The following is a 23934-nucleotide window of genomic DNA, read 5'->3' on the forward strand; positions in this document are numbered from 1 at the left end:
GAGAGACAGTTATGGAGAGACAGGATCGATCAGGCGAGGCGGGGTGCGGCCTGGCGGCAAACCGTTTCCACGGCACGCATCAGGGCATCGACGATTGGCGGCTCCGAAGCAGAATGGCCCGCTTCCCGGATAACCTGCAGCTCCGCCTGTGGCCAGGCTTCGCTCAGGGCATAGGCGTTATCCAGCGGGCAAACCATATCGTAGCGGCCATGGACGATCACACCGGGGATATCCGCCAGCCGGGTCGCGTTATCCAGGATCTGCCGGGGCGCCAGGAAGGCGTTGTTCATAAAGTAATGGCATTCAATGCGTGCCAGGGCGATTGCGGTGTGGGGGTGGGCAAAATGCTCTACCACCCTGGGATTGGGGTGTAGCGTCGCACAGCGTCCCTCCCAGACAGACCAGGCCTTGGCCGCCTGGATCTGTTCAAGCTCGTTTTCACTGGTCAGGCGGCGATAGTAAGCGCTGACCATATCGCCCCGCTCGGCTTCGGGAATGGGCGCCAGGTAGTCCTGCCAGTAGTCCGGGAACACCCGCCCGGCGCCACTCTGGTAGAACCACTGGATATCTTCCGGCCGGCACAGGAAAATCCCTCGCAACACCAGACCCAGCACCCGCTCCGGGTGGGTTTCCGCATAAACCAGGCTGAGGGTGGAGCCCCAGCTGCCACCGAACAACATCCACTGATCAATGCCCAGAAATTCCCGCACCTTTTCCAGGTCTTCCACCAGTGCCTGGGTGGTATTGCCCCGCAACTCCGCCAGCGGCGTCGAGCGACCAGCCCCACGCTGATCCAGCAGGATAATCCGGAACCGCTCGGCATCGAAGAAACGCCGATACCAGTCCTCACACCCCCCTCCGGGACCACCGTGCACCACGATGACCGGGATACCCTCGGGGTTACCGGACTCCTCCACGTACAACTCATGGGGCGGGTCTACGGCCAGGCGGTGACGGGCGTAGGGTTCAATTTCCGGGTACAGGGTGAGCATGGGCGACTCCTTGACCTCGTAGTGAGCTTTTTTGCCGCGGCAAACTGTGTCCGGTCGACAGACACCCTTCGACAAGCTCAGGGTGAACGGGGCGTGGAAAAGATGGAAATGCTTTTTGCCACGGAACGACACGGAAAAAGAAAAAACTTAAAACGCCTTTTGCCACGAAAAGACACGAAACGAAAACAGTGATCTTTAGCTACGGAAATCACGGCCCTTCGACAGGCTCAGGGCGAACGGGATACGGAAAAAAAGATTAAAGCGCTTTTTGCCACGGACACCCACGGACCCACACGGACCGCCCCTGGCGGGGCCAAAAGATCTAAGGATATTAATGTTTTGTCCGTGAGCGTCCGTGAGTGTCCGTGGCTAAAAATAACTTCTTTCCTTTCGTGTCCCGTTCGCCCTGAGCCTGTCGAAGGGCCGTGGATTTCGTGCCATAAATACCTTTATCTTTTCTTTTTCCGTGTCGTTCCGTGGTTTCCGTGGCTAAAAAATAACTGTTTTCCTTTCGTGTCCCGTTCGCCCTGAGCCTGTCGAAGGGAGCTTGTCGAAGGGCCGTGGCGAGATGTCTTTTAAAGCTTCCTGGTCGCCTTGTCCTCCAGGGAGAGGGTCTGCCGTACCCATACCAGGACCCGCCAGATGCGGGCCAGTACGAACAGGTACCCGCCGAACAGCGCAAGGAACAGGGTGAACATCAGCCATTGCGGGACAGAGAACAGTTCACCCACCAGGCCGAAGGCGGCCATGGCTACGGCCAGGGTGGTGATCAGCCAGAGAGCCTGGCGGTCGGAGAAGCCCGCACGCAGGAAGATATGGTGCAGGTGTTCGCGGTCGGCCACCATCACATTCTGGCCCCTGCGCACCCGCCGGATCATGATCGCCACCATATCCATCAGTGGCACAGCCACCAGCCAGAGGGCGGTAACAGGCCTGAACGCCGGTTCGGCGCCATAGGTGCCCTTGGTGAACAGCCATACCACCGCAATCCCGATAAACATGGCGCCGGCGTCGCCCATGAAGATACGACGACGGAAGGGTTTCATCTTCAGGTTGGCCATGAGATAGGGTAGCAACGCCATGGCGATGCCCGCAGCCAGGGCACCCTCGGCAGGGAAGCCCGGCTGAACGCTGAATATCAGCAGCAGGCCAACCAGCGCCACCAGGCTCAACGTGCCTATCAAGCCGTCAATGCCGTCAATCATGTTGAATGCATTGGTGGCGCCCACCACCGCCGCAATGGTGACCAGCGGACCGACCCAGCCCAGGCGGATTTCACCCAGGCCAAACAGGTCTCCCAGCGTTGTCAGGTACACGCCAGACCCGTAAACCAACAGGGCCCCCACCACCACCTGGACCCACAGTCGTAGCTGGGGTGAGAGGTTACGGGCATCATCCAGCGCGCCCAGCGCCACCAGCAAAACCGACGTCAGCAGGAACATGCCGTACCCTGCTGCAAATGGCATGGTAATCAGCCAGGCGCCAAGAAGGCCGAGGAAGACGCTGAGGCCACCGGTCAGGGGAACAACGCCCTTGTGGAGTTTTCGTTGTACCGGGCGGTCCATCAGGTTCATCCGTACAGCCAGCGGTCTCAATACCACCAGGGCAGCAAACGCAATGATGCCTGACAGTCCGCCTATCAGCCCGATGGTACTCATGGATGAATCCAACTCTATCAAGGTAAAACCAGTCCCGCTGTTGCAGCCGCCTCACAGGAAACGACCAACGATTCACATATCGGAAATATATGATCAATCTGAGTTAATAGTAGCGCGTTCCACATAAATTGGAATTGCGCTGCGTTAATGAATCCGCCGCCGGGCCTTCAGAACGACCAGATGCGAGGGATCAGGGCAATCGCTACTGCGCCAACCAGGAGGGCCAGGGGCGTGCCAATACGGACATAGTCGGTGAACCGGTAACGCCCCGGACCATAAACCATCAGGTTGGTCTGATAGCCCAGGGGTGTAATGAACGATGCCGAGGCAGCAATCATCACCGCCACGGCGAAGGGGAGAAAACTTACGCCCAACTGCTCCGACAACGCCAGCGCAATGGGAAACATCAGCACGGCCGCGGCGTTGTTGGTAATCACCTCGGTGAACACGGCGGTCATGGCGTAGACCAGCGCCAGCGCCAGCCATGGGGTCAAGGGTCCAAAACCGAGCAGCGAGGTCGCAACCCACTCCGCGGCCCCCGTCGCCGTCATTGCGTTACCCAGGGCAAACGAGGATGCGATGATCACCAGCACCGGCAGGTCGACGCTCCGCCTTGCCCGGCTGGCCGTCAGGCAGCCGGAGACAATCATCGCGCCGGCCGCCAGGAAGGCGGCTTCGAGGATCGACAGCAACCCACTGGCGCTCAACAGCACCATCACACCCAGGATCCCCAGCGCCCGGGGCGCCTTGTGAAAGTCCGGCGGAGTGGAGTCGTTCAGGGCACTGACCAGCAAAAAGTCGCGGCGAAACCGGTATTGCTCCACGAACTGGTGGCTGGACTCCAGCAACAGGGTGTCCCCCATGCGAAAGGTAATGTCACCCAGCTTGCCCGACACTCGCCTGCCCTCACGGGAAACCGACAGGATGACCGCGTTGAAACGGGTCCGGAACCGGCTGTCACGGATGGTCTTGCCCAGGGCCGGGAATTCCGGGCCCAGCACCACCTCCACCAGGCAGCGCTGGTGATTTTCTACCTCAAGCTTGTGAACGCTGCCATTGGCCGGTCGCAGCCCCTGAATACGGCGCAGCTCACTGGCACACTCCGGTGCCCCCACAAAGTACAGCTTGTCCCCGGCCTGCAGGGTCCGGTCCGGCTCCACTGCGGTAATCAGGCGGCCATCGCGGTCGATTTCCGTCAGGTAGCCATAGGTCAGTGCACGCAGGCCCGCCTCGGCAATGGTCTTGCCGACCAGGGGCCCGGGGCTGCTCACTTGCACTTCAACACCGTATTCCCGGACCTGGTCCAGCTCCTCGGTCACGCCGCCCCGGTCCGGCAACAACCGGTGGCCCACAAACACCAGGAAAGCCCCGCCCACCAGCAACAGTGGCACACCAATCCAGGCAAGCTCGAACAAGCCCAGGTGGATGCCCAGGCGTGACTGCAACATGCCATCCACCACCAGGTTGGTGCTGGTTCCGATCAGCGTACAGGTACCACCGAGAATGGCGGCGTAACTCAGTGGCAACAGTAACCGGGAGGCTGGTATACCCAGCCGCTGGGCCCAGTCCTGGATCGCCGGGATAAACATCGCCACCACGGCGGTATTGTTCATAAACCCACTGAGAACGCCGGTCGGCACGATCATTCGCAGCTGGGCCCCGCGCTGGGTCTTCGGGTGACCCAGCAGCAGCCTGGCGACCCACTGAATCGCGCCGGTTTCTTTCAGGCCAGCCGCCACCACATACAGGGTGGCGATGGTAATCACGCCCGGATTACCGAAACCTGCCAGCGCATCCACCGGCCCGATGATGCCGGTAATCAGCAGGAAAGCCAGCGCTGACATCAGCACCAGGTCGGCCGCCACGCGGGTCAGCGCAAGCGCTGACAAAACCCCGACCAGGGTCAGCAAGGTAAGAATTGCCTGCCATTCCATGCCCAAAAACGCTCCCGGGGAGCAACAGGACGAGCCTGCTGCCTATTTGACAGTAATGAGATTCTGCTCGGCGAGAAAACGGATCAGTGACTCAACGCACTCGTCTACCGACATGGTGGACGTGTCCAGCCTGACCTCCGGGCGCTCGGGGGCCTCGTAGGGACTGTCAATGCCGGTAAAGTGGCTGATCTCGCCCGACCGGGCTTTCTGGTACAACCCCTTGGGGTCGCGCTGTTCACAGGTATCCAGCGGGGTATCCATGAATACCTCGATAAACTCACCGGCCGGGAACAGGTTGCGAACCAGTCGCCGGTCACTGGTAAACGGCGAGATAAACGCACTCAGCACGATCAGCCCGGCATCGGCAAACAACTTGCTCATCTCGCCAATGCGGCGGATATTTTCGACCCGGTCGTCATCGGAAAACCCCAGGTCCTTGCACAGGCCATGGCGAACATTGTCGCCGTCCAGCAAAAAAGTATGGTAGCCACGCTCATGCAGGGCCACATCAAGGGCATTGGCAATCGTGGACTTGCCGGACCCGCTCAGGCCGGTAAACCAGAGCAGGCAGGGCTTCTGGTTCTTGTTCTCGGCGCGCTGGGCCCGGGTTACCTTGTGATCGTGCCAAACAATATTGTCTGCCAAAACGTGATTCCTTAACCTGGTTCTGTCTGGTCAATTTTCTTGGGTATTACAGGCCCTAAAAGCGCCAGGCACGACGCAGCAGCCTTGACAAGCGCGTAAGGATACCAGCCCTGCCTGATGATTTCCCGCGCAGCTCCTGAATTTCTGCAATCACAGCTTCCACCGTGGTGAACTGCCCGGTCCTGCGACTGACATAGGTCGGATAAAGAATCAGGGTGGCCGCCACCAACTCGGCCAGTTGCAGTTTGCGCTGGCGCCGCGGGCAGGGGAAAACGTCCGTGGTCAGGCCCCAGCCGCTGTAAAACGGCTGGCCATGGCAGGTTACCGGAATGCCTCGCACCAGGGCTTCAAACCCGGTAAGCGAGGTCATGGTGTGCACGGCATCCACCTGGCCCAGCATGTGGGCCATGTCCTGGTCGGTCACCAGCTCGTCACACCAGTTCGCGGCGTCGGCCTCGTTGGTACCGGGTTTTCGCAGCCCGGCGACCACATCCGGGTGCGGCTTGTAGACAACCCAGGCGCCAGGGTGTTGTTCCCTGACCGACTGCAGCAGGGCCAGGTTGCTGCGGACCTGCGGGGAGCCAAAGCGGATAGAGGCATCGCTTTCCACCTGTCCCGGAACCAGGATCACCTGTTCCACGTCATCGGGCCGGCGCCAGGAACGATCCCCCGTGTTGTACTTGGTGGTCCCCAAACGAGCCAGGGTTTCAGTCAGCGCCCCGGCCCGGTCCAGCAGCTCAGCCGAAAAACGTGTCTCACAGAGCAGCTGCTCCAGCCTGGACGGGCAAGTAGCGTCATAGTACATACCAACATCGTCCAGCACCCACGACTGGGGCTGCACCAGGTCAGCCCCCAGGCCCACGGACCGGATAAAGCCATCCTCTACCCGGATAACCGGCTCCCGGCATGGTGCCATACCCCAGACAACCTGGGGAGCCCCTTCCGGGGCGGGCTCTTGCCGCTCATCCACCAGTTCACTGCCCGCCAAGAAACGTGACAGGGCACGGCGCTTCCAGCGAGGCACCCGGGGTGAATACAGCCTGGCCGGGAATCGTTCGCGCTGATGCCGTTGCAAGGCCAGCCATTCCAGCGCGCGCTCGACTTCGCAGGGCGCCCCGGTTTCCGGGTCAACATAGCGGGGGTACGCAACCAGGGCGGCATGGACCAACGCCTCCAGGCTCACCGGGGCGCGGAACCCGGGTGGTGGTTGCGCATCCACGGTCAGGCCCCGGCCTGCATAGAACGGCATACCGAACACATGCACGGGCTTACCCCAGAGCAACGCCTCGAAACCCACCTGGGACGTCACGCAGAACACCGCATCCGCCCGTTCAATCAATGCCGGGGCGTGGACGTTATCGCCAATCCAGCAAACGCGGCTGTCCCGGGCCGCCGATGAGGCACTGAAATACCCCTGCTTGCGCCCGGCCACCACATCCGGGTGGGTTTTCAGCACTACCCGGTGATCCGGGAAGCGCTCCAGCGCCGCGACCAACATGGCGTCAAAGGCGCCGGCGTCAGCCTGCCCGAAACCCACCGAGGCATCGCCAAAGGTCTGGTCCACCACCAGCACATAGGGCGACAGATGGGAATAATCCCGCTCACGGGCGTGGTTATATTTCGACACCCGCCCGGCACGCCAGGCCGATACCAGCGACCTGGCACGGTCTGCCTGCTCGTCCGACAGCGGCTGATCCAGCAACCGGTCCAGGCGACTGGGCCGGCCTGCATCGTAGTAAATGCCCTGATCATCCCACGCCAGCGCCAGCGGCGGCTGCTCCGCGCCGGGCTCGACACTGCGCAGAAAACCATCCTCCAGCCTCAATACGGGCAACCCCAACCTGCCCGCCAACGCTTCCGCCTTCGCCGCAGAAGGCTTACGCCCCCAGGCCAATACCACCCCTGCCCCGGCTACCGACATCCCCGGTCGGTAACGACGCACGGGCTTGCCGGTAAACACCTCAAGGTTGGGCAACTTGAGCAGGGCCGGGGAGGTTGTCAGGTAAAATTCAGGACTTTTAGACACGGTCACCACTGGGAGACTTTATAACGGAATTAGTTTTTGCCACAGAAACCACGGAACGACACGGAAAAAGAAAAGATAAGGGCTTTTTTGCCACGAAATCCTCTAAAAGACACGAAAAGAAAAGCAATAATTCTTAGCCACGGACACTCACGGACGCTCACGGACAAAAACCATTAATTTTGTCGGCCTTTTGGCCCCACAGGGCCGCCCGTGTGGGTCCGTGAGTGTCCGTGGCAAAAGCGGTTTTTACATTTTTTCTTTCGTGTCCCGTTCGCCCTGAGCCTGTCGAAGGGCATGGTGGCAAAACATCTTTAGTTTTTCCCGCATCCCGCTCGCCCTGAGCTTGTCGAAGGGCCGTATCTTCCCCGTTCACCCTGAGCCTGTCGAAGGGCCGTGGCCGCAAAAAACCTACCCACCACAAGCGCACCGGAACATCTCGCCTCGTTCCCGGGGAGAGGATAGCAGACGGAGTACTTCCTCCGCCCACAGGTCCGGGTTGTCCATCGGAAGAAGCAGGCCGTTTTCGTTGTGTTTTACTAGCCGCTGATACACCGGTGTGTCGGCATAGATTCCGACGGCCCCGGCGGCGGTTATGTCGAAGAACTTGGTCGGTGCGCGGGCGGCGTTGAAGCGGGTGTCCAGCAGGGGCGCCAGGCCCAGGGTTCGGCCCGGGCGCTGGATGAATGCCTTGTAGGACGGCCAGCCCATGGGGTGCACGACCTGGACACTGGGCAAATGGGCGAAGCGGTCACGGACCTTGCGGTCGCCAATTACCTCGAAGCATAGATCATCCCGCTGCCTCAACACGCTTTCCACTACCGGCATCAGCCACTCCAACTCACCACGATGAGAGGCTGAGCCGTGGTAAAACAGGGTTTTCATGGCCGGCTCCGGGCCCGGCTGCGGGGCGGGGTGCGGGTTTCCGGGGGTGATTACCTCCGGGTGCCAGTCGGCGTACTTGTCCGCCAGCCAGGGCGTCGACACCTGGAGTTCTGCGCCCATCTGTCGTAACCACCGCTGATGCTGCCAGGCCAGACGAAACAGTTTGCGCTGGTAGCGCCAGGGCATCCCCCGGAATGCGCGCCAGTCAAACAGGTCATCGTCCATGAAGTACACCAGCCGCGCGGGCGGATGCCGGGTCAGCAACGCCTTCCATGCCGGCGGCACATAGCGCACCAGGACCACGGTAGCCCTCGCCAGCTCAGAGGGGTCCGGCAACTGAGCGAAGGTGAACGCCTGCACCTCTGCCACCCCGGCACGCCACGCCGGCACCACGAAAAAATCTGTGGAGGGGTTAGGGGCCTGGTGGACTATGAAGGTTTTGTTCATGTTATTTGCTGACTGCGAAGTCCTCGGCAATATCGTGAAACTTCCTGAAAAGGCTTTTTTTGGCCACGAAATCCACGAAATCCACTAAAAAAAAGGTTTTATGCCACGGGCGCTCACGGACAGAACACTAATATTTTTAGATCGTTTAGCCCCGCCAGGGGCCGTCCGTGTGGGTCCGTGAGTGTCCGTGGCATAAAGCGTTTTTTGTCTTTTCTTTTAGTGGGTTTCGTGGATTTCGTGGCAAAAATCACTTAAAACAAGGCGCATCCCGGAACAATAACCCCTGTGCGTCTTTTTCGGATACCCGTGGTTCGGTGCCATTGAGGGGCCAGTCTATGGCCAGGTCGGGGTCGTTCCAGCGGATGGAGTATTCGTCACCGGGTGCATAGTAGTCCGTGCACTTGTACTGGAACTCGGCCTCATCGCTGGTCACGTAGAAGGCGTGGGCGAAGCCTGGTGGTACCCATAGCAGTTGCTTGTTGTCCTCGCTCAGGGTGGCGCCTACCCACTGACCATAAGTGGACGAGCCCTTGCGCATGTCCACCGCCACATCAAACACTTCACCGCGGGTAACACGGACCAGTTTGCCCTGGGGGTTTTCCAGTTGGTAGTGAAGCCCCCGGAGAATGCCCTTGGCGGATTTGCTGTGGTTGTCCTGGACAAACTGGTAGTCGCCACAGTGCTGCTCGAACTCATTCTGGCGGAAGGTTTCCATGAAAAAACCCCGCTCGTCACCGAAAACTTTCGGTGTCAGCAACACCACATCAGGAATGGCAAGCGCTTGATATTCCATTGGATACTTTCGCTCCTGTCAGTAATTGCTCAGCCCCCTACCCCAGCGAGAAATCCTCGAAGGCCTTGGTCAGGTTCGGGTTGTAGGCCGGGTCATTTTGCAGCTCATGGTGCCAGCGTTGCTTCATCCAGGCGATCTCACTGGCAAAGCGGGCCTGCTTTTCCGGTGTGTCTTCCTTGCCCCGTGATACGGACTCATGGTGATAGGCCTCGGCATGGGGCGTCCAGACGTTCCGGTAGCCTGCCTCCCGCACCTTCAGGCACAGGTCCACGTCATTGAACGCGATGGCCAGGTGCTCTTCGTCCAGCCCACCGACCTGCCAGAAGACTTCCTTGCGCACGAGCAGGCAGGCCCCGGTGACGGCCGAGAGGTTCTGGGCCAGCATCAGCCGGTAAAAATACCCGGGCGCCTTGCGATCCGCAAACTTGTGGGAATGGCCGGCCACACCGCCAAGCCCCAGGATCACCCCACCATGCTGCAACTTGTCGTTCGGATAGTACAGCTTGGCCCCCACACAGCCCACTTCCGACCGGACGACCTGACTGACCATCTCGGACAGCCAGCTGCCATCGAGCGGCTCGATATCATTGTTGATCAGTCCGAGAAGGCTGCCCCTGGCCTGGCGGGCGCCGAAGTTGTTTATGGAGGAGTAATTGAAGGGGTAGTCCCAGCGCAGCACCCGGACACGTTCATCACGGCGGGCCACCTCTTCCATATAGGCGAGGGTTTCCGGGCAGTCGCTCTGGTTGTCCAGAATCAGTAATTCGAAATTGCGATAACCCGTGCGTTCCAGGATCGCGTCCACACACGGGCGCAGGATATCAACACCATTGCGGGTGGGCACCAACAGGCTGACCAGTGGGGCGGGTTCAGGCATGGGATAGTGGACCCGGTAAGTATTGGGAAATTCACCACTCACAGCGCGGGCACCCTCGCCCTTGCCCGCCAGGTAATCGTTGACGGCACGCAGCCCGGCCTCCTCGGCATAGCTCTTTTCAGAGCCTGCCAGGGCGGTGGAACCTTCCGAGGCACGCCAGTGGTAAAGAACCCGGGGAATGTGCACCACCTCGCTTTCGGGGTCCTCCAGGTGGGCCACACAGCGCAGCAGCAGGTCATGGTCCTGGGCGCCTTCATAGCCTTCGCGGAACCCGCCGATTTCCATAACCAGGTCCCGGCGGTATACCCCCAGGTGTGAGATGTAATTCTGTGCCAGGATCAGCTCCGGGTTCCAGTCGGCCTTGAAATGGGGCGCATAGAAGGCGCCGGCAGAGTCTACCTTGTCTTCATCCGAATACAGCAAAGCCGCCCCCGGGTTTTCCCGGAGGGCACGCACCACATGCAACAGGGCATGGGGTTCCAGCAGGTCATCGTGGTCCACCAGGGCGACGAACTCGCCCTTCGCCAGCGCCAGCGCTGAGTTACTGGCCGCACAGATATGGCCATTGGAGGGCCGGAAGCATACCTCTATACGGTCATCCTGCTGCTGATAGTCGTCCAGTATGGCCTTCACTTCCGGATCCGTGGAGGCATCATCGGCAATGCACAGCTGCCAGTGAGGCCAGCTCTGGCCCAGTACGGACTCCAGGCATGCCCGCAGATACTCCGGCTGGGGATCATAGACCGGCATGACAACGGAAATCCTCGGACCGGAGCCCAGTTCCATCAGCCACTGCCTGGCCGTGTCATCACTGATATCCGGGTGATTCTCACGCCACTCATCGTAGCCCGCCCCGGACGTGCGCCGCCTGAACGTCTGCTCGTAGGGCGGCAGGACGGTGGATGTCCAACGGCTCCCTTCACTGGCCAGCCCGGCTTCGGCCTCCGCAGCACCGAGGTGCTTCCACTTCGGATGAATGCCGGTCAAACGGCGGGCGACCCGTGGCCGGGCAAACCCGTCACGCACCCAGGCCAGGCGGAAGCGTGTAACGGCAAAATCGCCGGAAGCGTCCGGAAAACCCAGGTTCAAACGTCGACGTCCCCCAGGTACGTATACCAGGCGCTTGGACAGGTCACCATTGGCCAGGGGGATGGCGAACCGGTATTCCGGAGTGGTGCCGTCTTCACCGAACACCTCCAGAACGGCCTCTGCGCCAGCCTCGGCACCAGACACACTCAACTCCAGCATCTGCCAACCCGGCAGCGGCAACGATCGCTGCCACTGAAGCGACGGCCCCCGCCAGTCCGCCAGGCGCCGGCCATCCTTTATCAGGGGGGAGCGTTCCAGCAAGGCCGGGAAGCGGCGCAAGACCCAGCGAGACAGGCCCAGAAGTCGGTTAGTTACAAACAAAGCAATAGCCTTAACAGAGTCATGGTTCAGGCTGAGGCCTTGCAGGGCATTTCACCTATAACCTGTCCAGTATTAGCCACCACCACTTTAACCCTGGTATCAGGCTTAACAGGCTCGTCAAACTGAAACTGAAAGCCGACGAAGCCCCGCCTAGGAGGGTTGAAAGGCAAGAGGCCGGGTCGCAGGTCACGCGTGAAGGCAGATCCCAATTTCTCTCCGTCTACATAAAATTCTAACTCAACAGAGTCATTTGAATTTTCGTGCCAAGCCCAACCTTGAACTCGCTGCTCATTCGCAACCTGTATAACCCCGTGTACAAACGGCAGATTATCAGAGAACAGGTGCTTTCGCGTTTCAAACAACGCCACAGCATGTTCATATAAATCAATATCTTTTTTATTAAGATTTCGCAGCTCTTTCAGCTGATCTTCCGGTAGCTGATAACTTTCACTACCGTCTACACGGCCAACGTTGAGAACTGATGACTTTATATCCGCACCAAACTTTTTATTTAATATTTTCAGACTGGACTCGTACTGCTCAGTAAGCCCCACGACACCAAAGACCTCCAGAGGCAGTCGATTTATCAAATGAGATTGTCGGTTAATAAAATCAGCCCTTCGATAGAAAGAAGGGAAATCTCCTTTATAGCCGTAATGCCGAACGAAATGGTGATATTCGGAAGCTACTCGCTGTATGGGGTCACGAAGAAAGGTCACGGTCTGCAAAGCACCAAACAGATAAATATACTTGGCTGCTCTGATATGACCACTCAAGAACCGAACACCCTGCTTGGCCAGCTTTTCTCCAAAGGCAAACATATCCGGCTCATCATAAATCAACTTCCTGACAAGCGGTGATGTTTCCGGTGAATTTAGTGCATAGTCATACATTACCTCATCGGCTCCAAAATAATCCTCAGAGGACTTTCTAAAGCTGGTACCGGCAGTTTTTGGAACATGTACAAAAAGTATAGGGTCCATCAAAATCAATTCACTAAAATATGTGCATTATGTAAGGGACGACGTATGATGGTCATCATTGCCCCCCGATGGAGAAATCTTCCCGATTCAGGGTCAGATTAGGACTGTAACAAGGATCAGCCCGCAGCAATTCACCCCACTGCTCCTGCATATAGCGGATTTCCTGCTGGAACCGACGAATTTTTTCCGGGGAGTCTTCCTTGCCCCGGCTGAGGGATTCGTGGTGGTAAAGTTCCGCATAGGGAGTCCACAAATTCCGATACCCCGCCGCTCTCACCCGCAAGCAGAAATCCACGTCATTAAAGGCCACCTGCAGGTTAACTTCGTCCAGCCCCCCTACGGCGTTATACACATCCTTGCGCACCAGCAGGCAGGCCGCCGTTACCGCAGACAGGTTCTGGACCAGCTGCAGCCGGTTGAAATACCCTGGATGGTTGCGGTCAAAGTATTTGTGCGAATGGCCGGCCACGCCCCCCAGGCCCAGGATGACACCGGCGTGCTGTATCGACTCGTTGCCGTAGTACAGCTTCGCCCCGACACACCCGATGTCCTCCCGGCTGGCCTGGGCGACCATTTCGCCAAGCCAGTCAGGGCTGATTACCTCAATGTCGTTATTGACCAGCCCGACAATGCTACCGCGGGCCCGGCCCACGCCATAGTTGTTGATTGCCGAATAATTGAAGGGGTGGTCATAGCTGACCACCTTGACCCTGACATCTTCACGCTGAACCTGGTCAAAGAACGCCAGGGTCTCCGGTTCGACACTGCCATTATCCAGGATAATGATTTCATAGTTCTGGTACGTGGTTTTCTCGAGGATGCTTCTTACAGCGACCTCTACCAGGTCCTTTCTGTCACGGGTAGGAATCAACAGGCTGACCAGGGGGGCAGGCTCCGGTATCGGCCACTGCACCCGGTAACTGTTGGGCACCCGCCCCTCGGTTACCCTGACCCCTCGGGGGCCCATGTCCTGGAAGTAGTCACGCAAGGCCTTTATGCCAGCGTCGGTGGTATAGTCCTTTTCACTTGCCCCCCTCGCTGTTGACCCTTCAGCGGCCCGCCAATGATAAAGCACCCGCGGAACATGGACGATCTGCCCAGCGCTGACATGGTGCAGGCATCGCAGGAGCAAGTCATGGTCCTGGCTGCCCTCTACCCCGGTTTTAAAGCCGCCGATACGATCCAGCAGCGTGCGCTGATACACGCCAAGGTGCGAGACATAGTTCTGGGAATAAAGAAGGTCCGGGTTCCACTCACACTTGAAGTGAGGGCCATAGCGAACGCCATCATCTGAGATCTTGTCTTCATCGGAGTAGGCAATGGCGACGCCAGGCTTTGCCAGGATAGCCTGAACCATGAACAACAGGGCGTGTTCTGCGAGTTCGTCGTCGTGATCCAGGAGCGCCACGAATTCGCCAGTGGCAATGGACAAGGCCGAATTGGACGCCTCGGAAATATGCCCGTTCTGGGGCCGATAGACCACCCGAACCCGATGATCCCGGTCGATATAGTCCCTGAGCACCGGCCGTATATGCCCAGCGGTTGAGGCATCATCCGCAATGCACAGTTCCCAGTGTGGGTAAGACTGGCAAAGCACTGAATCGAGGCAGCGGCGTAACAGGTCCTCAGGGGTATTATATACCGGGACAATCACCGAAACCCGGGGAGTGGATGGCAACTCCGCGAGCATTCCCCCGACCTGCGCAGTGTCTGGTAAAGACGGCTGCTCAACGTACCGGATCCAGTCCTCATAGGCCGGGCCACCATCAGTCTGCTCACGGCTGTCCCGATCCAGGTCCCGGTCCAGTTCAAACAAACTCTGCTCCAGCGGTATACCGTGCTCCGTTGCCCGCTTTTCGACGGCCGAACGAACGGCCTCCACATCCTCGCCATAGACAGACGTAAAATGCAGGATACGTTGAAGGCATTCCGATACGGCGTCAGGCCCCTTAACCGGGTTAACGGCCACCTGGTTTACAGAAAGCCGACCGGGCCATTCCTGCGGGTCGAAACGAACCTGTACCGCTCCGGATGGCAGGAACACCAGCCGCTGGGACAGCTCTCCGTCTGCCACCAGGATGTCGAGCGCGCCTTCCTCGCTGAACCCTTCACCGGAATCGAAGTAGACCCTGGCGACCTGTTGTCGACGATCAATAGCCAGGTTCAGCGAGATCCGGTACCAACCCGCCGCCAACTCCAGGCGACTTCCCCCGGGTGCAAGCAACAGGAAGTGCGGATCACTGTCGGTGGCCACCCAGTCGACACCCGCCTCACCGACGGACTCAAGGTGCTGTGTGGGGCTCAGTCCACAGGTAACCGCCTTACCCTGCACGGGCTGGTACTCCCGGCCATGGGCAGGGGGCGCTTCTGCTTCCCCCTTGAACGCACTTTTTAACTTGCGTAACAACGAAACAGCCATTCTCTGTCCGGTTATTTGATCGAAGGACCAGAACGCTCGACCGCAAAGGCGCCGATGTCCTGATAAAGTTGCCAGTAAGCCTCAGCCATGCCAGCCCGGGTCTGTGGCCCGGCAAGCTGCCACCGGCTGACCGCGTCCACGGCCTGTTGCCACTCAGCGGGCTGGCGCGCTTGCTGGATCAGGGCCGCCATGGCCGATGCGGATACTTCCGGCGCCAGCCAGCCGGCCCTGGTTTGCTGCAGGCGCTCACCAACGGCCCCGAGGTCAAATGCCAGCACTGGCACACCCGTAGCCCACAGCTCGGTCAGGGTATGGCACCAGGTTTCCGGCCAGATCGAAAGCACTGCACCCAGGTGAGGCTTGATATCGGCGACTCGCTGAGCAAAGTGGCTAACCTGGTACGGGCCGTGAACTGTTACATTGGCGGGCAGCTGGTCCCGTATCTCCGGGTCTTCAACCGTGCCCAGCACATGCCATTGCACGTCAACCAGTTCCGGGTTGTTTGCCAGCTCCAGCAAAACCCCGGCACCCTTTGAGCGGGCCACGTAGCCGGGCAACACAACCCTCAGCGGTTCGCCAGGCGTGGGGGCCTCGGCCAGGCTGTCAAAGGCGTCGAAGTCCCGCCCATGGGGAATCAACCTGAATGGCTTGTCCGCCAGCGCCGGGAAGATATCCAGCATAATGTCCCTCACCAGCGCAGAAGTGGTTACGAACCCGGCACAAAGCGCCAGCGGGCCGGCAAACTGCTGTTGCCAGCGATAAACCCCGGCGTGTTTCAGGGCACCGATCTGCTCCGGCCGCCACGCCTCCTGGTGACACTCTCCGCCACCAGGCGTACAACGGCCCCGACAAAAGACCTGATTCTCATCCAGCAGCTTTACCGAAGGGCACACAGTGTAATAATCGTGGACCGAATACACCACAGGAATGGATAACTTGTAAGCTGAGTCCATCAAACCCAGGCTCTGCCAGGCCGAGTGATGAACATGAACCAGGCTGATACCATAGTCACGCAGCCACTGCCCGACGACGTCGTCATATTCATCCAGCTGATGGGGAAAAGGTTCGACTTCCTGCCCCAGCCAATGGCGCTCCAGGGATACGTAAATACCCGCCCGGTAGAGAAAGAGCTCCAGCAAGTCACCCGCGCAGCGCAACACAAAGGTCTCAGCCACAGGGGAATGCCTCGCCTCAAAGGCAATCATCAGGTCTTCGTTGGTTTGCGGCGTTCCGCCCTGCTGAACCGACAATCCCGCCAGAATGCGGACAACGCCTTGCGGCGCAGGGCCCGGTCTGGTGCCATACCACCCGGGCAGATTCTCTGGCAAGGGCGACTCCGGCCAGCGAGACCCTGTGCGCTCTTTCAGTTCCCGTTCCTCGGGGGTCAGCGCCCGCCCTTCCCGGTAGCCGAAACCGAGAAAATGCGCCAGGGGATCAACCCCGGCCTGGACCAGGTCCGGGTTGGCGGCCAGGTACTGCTCCGGCACAAACCGGGGGCCGGGCTGGCGGCCCTCGGCGAAGCCGGTGGTCAGGAAATGCTGCCAGCTTTCGGACTCGTCATCCGGCACATCGCTGTTGGCCCTGGCGTACCACGCAGGGTCGAACAGCCGCAGGCGTTCCAGTAGTTCCAGCTGGTCCAGTGGCAGGCTCATGCCTCACCTTTCAGGGGCCATGCCAGGCGGCCTTCACTACGGCCGTGGACCAGGTAGTGCACCAGGGGATTCATGCCCGCGGCAGCAACGTCCGGGTATTGCTCCAGGTAGGCCGCCGAGTTGAAGCCCGGGCCCGGGTGCCGTCCTTCCTGCCCGCCGTGCAGCACAAAGTGCTCGGCCGGGTTGGCGGCAAAGTGCGCGGACTGGGCCACGTCCGGATAGGTCCCCAGGTACCAGCGGCCGTCAAAGAGCCCGCTCTCTGTAACCAGGCTTATATGCTGCTGCAGGCGCTCGCCGGCATCCTCCGGCTCTGGTGCGGCCTGCTGAGCGGCGGCTGCGTCGCGGAGTTGCTGCAGGGCCTGTTCCAGCTCGTTAGCTTCGGCCCTGGCCTGCTCCAGCTTTTCGGTTACTGCGGCGACTTCCTCGAAATACTGCGTGATATCCGCCTGCTTGTCCCTGAGCTGGCTTTCCAGTTGTTCGATGGTCTGCTGATCATTGGGTGCTGACACGTTACTGATCCTGCTCTATCCAGTAGTACTGCCTGCCCGGCCAACTATGGGCGGGGTGGTCAGGGAAGTATATCCTGTGGGGCCGGGAATGGCCGAGTTTGCGGTTGCTGCTCCACGTAGAGCGATTCCGGTCCCTGCGCCTGCGCATGCCAGCGCAAAACGGCCTTGCGGTAGTCCGCCCGCAGGCCACCGAACTGGGTGACCAGGTGGGTGTCGGACGTCATGGTCAGCGACGTTGGCAGCGTGCGGCCGAAGGACAGCGGCACACCCACAGCCACTTCGCCGGTGGTGCTCTCACCAAAGGCGGCCTTGATCCGCAGGTAATACTCGGTATCGGCCTCTACGCGCACCAGGTCCCAGTAGCCCAGGGCGCCAAACACCTCGCGCCGGAACATCAGCGAGGAAGTATTACGGAATACCCAGCCATCGGCCATTCGCCAGATACCGAAACGAAGCTCCGGGGTGCACCGAACCCAATGGGAGTTGCAGGCCATCCAGCCCGGGTTGTCCTGCATGCCACGGCACTGGATTTCAAGCTTCTGGGGGTGGGACCAGTCATCGCTGTCGTGAACCGTCAGCAGGTCACCGCGGGCTTCTGACAGGCCGCGATTGCGGGCGGAATAGGCCCCCTGGTTGTGCGCCTGCCGCAGCACCCGGAACCCCGGATTGGCTTTGGCGAAGGCTTCGGCCAGGGCGGCGGTGTTGTCCGTCGAGGCGTCATCCACCACCAGCACTTCGATGGCGTGGGGATTACTTCGGCGCAGGGTCTGGTCCGCCAGGCCTCGCAAGGCAGTCAACAGCCCCTCACCGGCATTGAAGGCGGGGATAATCACCGACACCAGGGGGCGGTCGGCGGTAGTTGCCACCCCACCGGAACTGGCGTTGTCGGTAGCCATTAAATTATCGATCGTTAGCGGCTGGCCTGGGTCTTTCCGGCGCACCGGATGCAGGCCATGGCGCTGCCATACCTGGTTGATCCAGCGCAGGCGCTGATCATCCAGCGAATGCGAGTGTTCAGCCGCACCGGGTGGCACACTTTGCTGAACGCTTGCCAGCAAATTGGCGACTACCAGCCAGTTCTCCGAACGCCCGGGGGCAAGGTCAAACAGCGATGCCGCCTTGCGCCACGCTGGCGACAAACGACCACACCGGGCCAGGGCATCGGCTTCCAGCAACTCGGCAGGATAAAATGCCGGCACCCTGTCAGCCACACGGCCACGATGGGCAAGGGCGTCGGCTGCCACCGCCCACTGTTGCTTCCAGGCATACCAGCGCCCAAGGGCAAAACCCGCAAACGAGACTTCCAGCGGATTATCGTGGGCTGTCAGCGGATGAAGGGCCTGCAGACACTCGTCCGCTGGGGACTCCTGAAACCACAGGGCCTCGTCCCATTCCCAGGCATCCAGTCGGCAGGGCTGGCGCCCTTCCCACATTCCGAAGTTGAAATAGTGCCAGGCGGGGTCTACCCCTGCCCGCTCAATATCCGGGTAGGTCTCCAGATACCATTGAGCATCGAACTGACGTTCAATCTCTTTAAACAAACCGTCTGACACTACTTCAGGCCCCGGTGCCATGCTGCCCCAGCAATCGCTGCAGGTATTCACCATAGGCCGTCTTGCCCAGTGCCGTGGCGGCCTCCTGCAACTGGTCGCTGGAAATCCAGCCCTGGGTCCAGGCGATCTCCTCCAGGCAGGCTACCTTCAGACCCTGGCGGTGTTCGATGGTCTGCACGTAGCTGCTGGCCTCCAGCAGGCTGTCGTGGGTGCCGGTATCCAGCCAGGCAAAGCCGCGGCCCAGACGTTCCACCTGCAGGTCGCCCCGCTCCAGGTAGGCGTTGTTGACACTGGTAATCTCCAGCTCGCCCCGGTCGGAGGGTTTTACGGCGCGGGCAATATCCACCACGTCGTTGTCATAAAAATACAAACCGGTCACGGCATAGTTGGATTTCGGTTGCGCGGGCTTTTCCTCGATAGAGACCGCCCTGCCCTGCGGGTCAAACTCCACCACGCCGAACCGCTCCGGGTCACGCACCATATAACCAAAGATCGTCGCGCCCTCGTCGCGGGCGGCGGCACGTTTGAGCTGGTCCGAGAAGTGCTGGCCGTGGAAGATGTTATCGCCGAGCACCAGGCACACGGAGTCATCACCGATAAACGACTCGCCAATCAGGAATGCCTGGGCCAGGCCTTCCGGGCGGGGCTGTTCCGCATACTCAAAGGTCACACCAAACTGCTCGCCGGTGCCAAGCAGGCGGCGGTACTGGGGCAGGTCGTCAGGCGTGGAAATCACCAGGATTTCCCGGATACCCGCCAGCATCAGCACCGAGATGGGGTAATACACCATCGGCTTGTCGTAAACCGGCAACAACTGCTTCGACACCCCGTGGGTAATGGGGTGCAGGCGGGTGCCGGACCCGCCGGCAAGAATAATACCTTTCATCAAACGTGCCCTGAATGTCTACGGTGAATCACAGCGCACGGAGGATAAACCGTTTTGGGCGGTTATGGAAATCAGGACAAACCCGGCAGGATTTGGCGACAGCCCTGGTCCGGATTACTCCACCACCCGAATCCGGCCCCAGTCCCCGTCGACGGAGTCCAACAGCGCCTTCAGGGCCGGGCTTTTGTATTCTACGGCGTCGTCTTCCCAACGGTCCCGGACACTCTGGTGCAGGACGGGTTCTACCTTGCGCTGGCTTTTGCGGCGCATGACCCTGTAGAAGCCCTTGTATTCATTGTGTTGCCGGCCGCAATGGTCCGGTTCCAGGCAGGCAAGGAAGTGGCGCGCGAACGCCAGGCCGCAGCGTTCTGCTTCGCGGGCCAGCCACAGGCCGGCGTGGTCGCCCAGGGCGCGGTCGGGGTAGCCACCACCGACATCCGTATGCACACCGGCGAACCAGACCTGCTCCAGGTCGATGCCGTCCTTGGGGGTCCACAGGGTGGGTTCAAAATCCTGCCGGTTTTCGTCAATGGATACCGCATGGCGGGCGTGATTGATGATGCTACTGGGTTCGGTGTCGTGGAACAGGTACCGGGAGGTACCCAATGTGCCCAGGAAGGGCGCGGGAATACCCAGGGATCCGACCGTGTCGAACACCCCCATAAAGTGAATGCGACTGACATCGGCCACCGCGTTTGCCTGGCGAAACTTGCTGGCTTTTTCCTTCCAGGGAGCGGAGGAAGGCCCCCGCTGGCGGTATAACTTGTAGGCGCTGGCGACCTGGTCTGCATAGCAGCGCCGCAGGATACCGCAGTTGCGGATCAACCCGGCGAGCGAACGCACCGTATAGGCGCCCCGACTGAAACCGAACAGGTAGATCGCATCGCCTTCATCGTAGTTGTGCACCAGAAAGCGATAGCAATCCATAATGTTCTTGTCGATACCGGCGCCGGTCACTCCACCGGACAGGGCGTCACCGTCTGACCCCACACCCCAGTCGTAGAAGACCACTTGCGGGACGCCCTTGTCACTGAGCGGCGCTATCCCCTCCGCCAGGCGCAGCACATGGGTGCTGGTGTCAGACTCTGGCGATTGCCAGGTGCCATCGGCGCAGATAACCAGTTGTTTCATGCTCCCCTCCCTGGAACCCGGTCGCGACCTCACGGCCCGGCTGTTACGGAATCAACACCCTGCCCGGAACCCGCCCTGCCAGCTTGTCGGCGAAAGCCTGCTTGGCGACTGCGTCACCGTGCACGATGCGGATTTCTTCCGGCGGGTTCGGAATGCCTTCTATAAAGTCGAGCAAATCCCGTTGCCCGGCATGGGCGGAGTAACCACTGACCTGGTGGACCCGTGCCCGGATGGTATAGCGCTCGCCATCCAACTCAACCCAGCCGTTACGGGGGCCATAGTCAAGAATAGCACGCCCTGGCGTGCCTGCTGCCTGGTAGCCGACGAACAGCACATCGTTACGTGCCTCCCCCAGCAGTGCCTTCAGGTAGTTCACCACCCGGCCACCGGCACACATGCCCGAACCCGCCAACACAACGCAGGGGCGATGGCTGCTGGCCAGGTACTGCACAGCGTTCATTTGACATCCTCCCCCACCTAACGTCGGTGGGGGATTCCTGACGCAGCGGGCGCTGCGCTGGGTGCTACTTCCTCACGGTTTCGCACAGGTTCCTGCCTCACAGAGTCCGGTAACCCGGTCTCTCTACAGGCTAACACGCGATGTCCTCGCGCTTTAATGTTGATCGCACCGACCAGATCGGCATTCTCCCTGAAACCGCACTCGACGCACTGAAAGCGCGCTTGTGAGGTGCGATTATCCGGGCTGACATGCTGGCACAGGGGGCACGTCTGGCTGGTGTAATGTGCGGGCACCGCCAGCACCTCACCGCCCCGAAATGCCTGCTTGTATTCCAGTTGTCGTCGGAACTCGTGCCACCCCTGATCCAGAATACTCCGGTTCAGCCCAGACTTGGCTTTGACGTTCACGCCCGGATTTTCCGCATCGCCCCTGGCCGAGCGCGACATATTGCCCACCTTCAAATCCTCGATCACGATCATCGCGTGGTTATTGCTGACCTGAGTGGAGGCTTTGTGCAGAGTGTCGCGCCGGAGGCTGGCGATACGGGTGTGCAAACGGTTCACTTTGGCTTTCTGCTTGTGCCAGTTGGCTGAAAATTTGACCTTCCGGGCCAGGGCGCGTTGCGCCCGAGCAAGTTTCTCCTGATTCGCTTTGAACGCGGAGACCGGTTCGATAAAGGTGCCATCAGATAGCGTGAGGAAGCGGGCGACACCCATATCCACGCCGATCATCGAGGTCGAGGCGTGCACCGGTTCGGGCACCTCCCGCTCGGCCTGGAAGCTGATGAACCAGCGACCACCCTCGAAGCCGACCGTACAGTTTTTGGTCGTGCCAACGATCTCTCGGGATTTGCGAAAGCGCGCCCAGCCGAGACCGGCTGGCAGCTTCACCCGCCGATTGTCGATCCGGCAGTATTTCTGGAAGTTGACGAACCGGATGCTGTCGCGGGACTTGCCCTTTTTCTTGAAGCGAGGGCGTTGCGAGCCGTCTACCTTCTTGAAATACCGCTGCCACGCGGTATCCAGGTCTTTGAGTTTCTGTTGCAGGTTGTCGGTGTAGGCTTCCTTTAACCATTCGGTCTCCGGTTCCTGTTTCCAGGCTGTAACCCACTTGGCCATTGTTTCGTACCGGGGCACATACTCGCCTTCCGTGTCAGCCGCTTTATTGCATTTCGCCAGGGCCTGGTTCCAGACAAACCGAGCGTGACCACACAGCACCCGCAAGCGGGCGCTTTGCGCGTCACTGGCGTCCAGTCGGAATTTAAAGCCTTGGCGTATAATCATAGGTCAGTGTGTAGTATGGTTGGCATTATCAATACTAACACAAAGGTCGACCATAGCAATGAGCGTGCAGTACAAAAAGAACAGGCATGCAGCATACCTTCTGCACGTGCACATCGTGTTTGTCACCAAGTATCGGAGAAAGATTTTTGCACCTGCGCATCACGACGCCTTTCGGGAAGCCGCAAAACAGGTATGTGCAGAGTTCGGAGCCCAGCTTGAGGAATGCAACGGAGAGTCGGATCACGTACACCTGCTGGTGAACTATCCGCCTTCGGTTCAGCTAACCAAGCTAATCAACTCCCTCAAAGCGGTCTCGTCACGCAGAATGAGGCGACAGTTTGCCAATCTTGTCGCGGCGTACTCAAAGCCGATGCTCTGGAGTCGAGCGTATTTCGTGTCATCCTGTGGCGGTGCTCCACTGTCCGTCATTAAAGAATACATTGAAAACCAGCAAGGCTAACGCCTTGCACCGCATTCACCCGACACCTTCTTCGGTTTGGGTACCCTGCGGAGACTTTGATGGTCCTCGTGGCTGTTAATCACGGTGAGCTGCTCGAACGACAGTGGGTGCCGGCCCGCCTCAACCCGTTCCCGGGCCTCTTCATCCCAAAACGGCTTCAGGTCCCGGTACAGGCGGGTGAATTCCGCGGCCAGCGGTGAGTCTACGACGATTTCCAGGTCATACCAGGGCAGACCCTCGCCGGCCCCAGCGCCACCGTCCAGGTTGCTATGGGCCATATCGAACGGGATCCGGTCATCGCCAAATTCACTGATCAGGCTTTCCAGTTCATACAGCAGGCCCTGGGTGCGACCGATGCTGAAGGCCGGGATCAGAACGGTGCCGCCATCGGCCAGCGCCTGTTCCAGCACCTTCTTCAGGCGATAACGCAGCTGTACCCGGCCCTCATGGTCCCTGTCACCGTAGGTGCTTTCGATAACCAGGCGGTCTGCACGTTCCGGCGAGGCCGGTGGCGGCAACAACGGCGCATGGGGTGCTCCCCAGGTCGCCACTGAACACAACCCTCTCGCTGGCCGCCCCGGTATCTGCCTGACATTCCACGTAGGCCGAGCCCAATATATGGCCGGCCCGCTGCAGCCGGACCGACAGCGAGCAGTCGCCGGCTTCAAACACCGGGTGCCAATGATCATAAGGCACCGGCACCAGCCGACTGCGAATCAGATCCAGCACCTGGTTGATCAGTGCGCGGTTGCGGGTAAAGCCACTTTTAAGAGCGTCTTCGAGGATTTCCGGCAACAGGAGCGCCGACGGCTGCGAACAGATGATGGGACCGTCAAATTCGGCGGCCAGCAGGTAATTGCGTATTCCGCGCCATCGTGACCACCCATTCCGTTTGAACGTGACCGCCTGTTCCGGACGATTGTGACCGCTCATT

The 23934-nt window shown here is 59.9% G+C and carries 17 protein-coding genes and 2 pseudogenes; 1 reads left to right on the forward strand and 18 read right to left on the reverse strand.

All coding sequences use genetic code 11. The features are described 5' to 3' along the window. Positions 1-29: 29 nt before the first annotated feature. The 17 genes and pseudogenes from pip to MLC59_RS11600 all read right to left on the reverse strand — a co-directional run bounded on the left by pip (position 30) and on the right by MLC59_RS11600 (position 22540). Entirely contained in the window at positions 30-992 is a 963-nt protein-coding gene (pip, locus tag MLC59_RS11520; protein WP_248234405.1) for a prolyl aminopeptidase, read from the reverse strand. Between the two features lie 575 nt (positions 993-1567). After that, positions 1568-2650 (reverse strand): UDP-N-acetylglucosamine--undecaprenyl-phosphate N-acetylglucosaminephosphotransferase, encoded by a 1083-nt coding sequence (wecA, locus tag MLC59_RS11525; protein WP_248234407.1) that lies wholly within the window; start codon positions 2648-2650, stop codon positions 1568-1570. A 167-nt stretch (positions 2651-2817) separates the two neighbouring features. Beyond that, the gene (locus MLC59_RS11530; protein ID WP_248234411.1) at positions 2818-4584 is read right to left on the reverse strand and encodes an SLC13 family permease; all 1767 of its coding nucleotides are present in this window, start codon (positions 4582-4584) and stop codon (positions 2818-2820) included. A 42-nt stretch (positions 4585-4626) separates the two neighbouring features. Then, positions 4627-5229 carry an adenylyl-sulfate kinase gene (gene cysC / locus MLC59_RS11535; protein WP_248234412.1) on the reverse strand — a complete coding sequence of 201 codons (603 nt, stop codon included), beginning with the start codon at positions 5227-5229 and terminating at the stop codon, positions 4627-4629. A 55-nt stretch (positions 5230-5284) separates the two neighbouring features. Then, positions 5285-7255, reverse strand: a complete 1971-nt coding sequence (locus MLC59_RS11540; protein ID WP_248234413.1) for a capsular polysaccharide biosynthesis protein — start codon at positions 7253-7255, stop codon at positions 5285-5287. 408 nt (positions 7256-7663) lie between these two features. Then, positions 7664-8584: a glycosyltransferase gene (locus MLC59_RS11545; protein WP_248234414.1), complete on the reverse strand. Its 921-nt coding sequence runs from the start codon at positions 8582-8584 to the stop codon at positions 7664-7666. Positions 8585-8831: 247 nt separating this feature from the next. Further along, positions 8832-9377, reverse strand: coding sequence for a dTDP-4-dehydrorhamnose 3,5-epimerase (rfbC, locus tag MLC59_RS11550; RefSeq protein WP_248234415.1), 546 nt, complete (start codon positions 9375-9377; stop codon positions 8832-8834). Positions 9378-9414: 37 nt separating this feature from the next. Continuing rightward, entirely contained in the window at positions 9415-11664 is a 2250-nt protein-coding gene (locus tag MLC59_RS11555) for a glycosyltransferase family 2 protein (RefSeq protein WP_248234416.1), read from the reverse strand. Positions 11665-11690: 26 nt separating this feature from the next. Further along, the gene (locus MLC59_RS11560) at positions 11691-12557 is read right to left on the reverse strand and encodes a hypothetical protein (RefSeq protein WP_345799772.1); all 867 of its coding nucleotides are present in this window, start codon (positions 12555-12557) and stop codon (positions 11691-11693) included. Between the two features lie 145 nt (positions 12558-12702). Beyond that, positions 12703-15066: a glycosyltransferase family 2 protein gene (locus MLC59_RS11565; RefSeq protein WP_248234419.1), complete on the reverse strand. Its 2364-nt coding sequence runs from the start codon at positions 15064-15066 to the stop codon at positions 12703-12705. Positions 15067-15077: 11 nt separating this feature from the next. Then, entirely contained in the window at positions 15078-16718 is a 1641-nt protein-coding gene (locus tag MLC59_RS11570; protein ID WP_248234420.1) for a glycosyltransferase, read from the reverse strand. Continuing rightward, positions 16715-17227, reverse strand: a complete 513-nt coding sequence (locus MLC59_RS11575; RefSeq protein WP_248234421.1) for a hypothetical protein — start codon at positions 17225-17227, stop codon at positions 16715-16717. The genes MLC59_RS11570 and MLC59_RS11575 overlap by 4 nt, the downstream gene beginning before the upstream one ends. 59 nt (positions 17228-17286) lie before the next feature. Continuing rightward, complete coding sequence (locus MLC59_RS11580) at positions 17287-18834, reverse strand: glycosyltransferase family 2 protein (protein ID WP_248234422.1); 1548 nt, start codon at positions 18832-18834, stop codon at positions 17287-17289. Then, complete coding sequence (gene rfbA / locus MLC59_RS11585) at positions 18785-19669, reverse strand: glucose-1-phosphate thymidylyltransferase RfbA (protein WP_248234423.1); 885 nt, start codon at positions 19667-19669, stop codon at positions 18785-18787. Before rfbA ends, MLC59_RS11580 begins: the two co-directional genes overlap by 50 nt. Before the next feature lie 111 nt (positions 19670-19780). Further along, positions 19781-20797, reverse strand: coding sequence for a DUF2235 domain-containing protein (locus tag MLC59_RS11590; RefSeq protein ID WP_248234424.1), 1017 nt, complete (start codon positions 20795-20797; stop codon positions 19781-19783). 43 nt (positions 20798-20840) lie between these two features. Continuing rightward, positions 20841-21257: pseudogene (locus MLC59_RS11595) on the reverse strand (MBL fold metallo-hydrolase RNA specificity domain-containing protein); the annotation flags it as partial. Positions 21258-21274: 17 nt separating this feature from the next. Further along, positions 21275-22540: an RNA-guided endonuclease InsQ/TnpB family protein gene (locus tag MLC59_RS11600; protein ID WP_248234425.1), complete on the reverse strand. Its 1266-nt coding sequence runs from the start codon at positions 22538-22540 to the stop codon at positions 21275-21277. A gap of 58 nt (positions 22541-22598) precedes the next feature. Between MLC59_RS11600 and tnpA the strand changes: the two genes are divergently transcribed. Beyond that, on the forward strand, positions 22599-23000 hold the full coding sequence (gene tnpA / locus MLC59_RS11605; RefSeq protein WP_248234426.1) for an IS200/IS605 family transposase: 402 nt from the start codon (positions 22599-22601) through the stop codon (positions 22998-23000). 59 nt (positions 23001-23059) lie between these two features. On the opposite strand, the pseudogene MLC59_RS11610 reads toward tnpA, so the two are convergent. After that, a pseudogene (locus MLC59_RS11610) lies at positions 23060-23855 on the reverse strand (MBL fold metallo-hydrolase); the annotation flags it as partial. Positions 23856-23934 lie beyond the last annotated feature (79 nt).

The sequence above is a fragment of the Marinobacter bryozoorum genome (assembly GCF_023156245.1).
Lineage (GTDB): Bacteria > Pseudomonadota > Gammaproteobacteria > Pseudomonadales > Oleiphilaceae > Marinobacter > Marinobacter bryozoorum.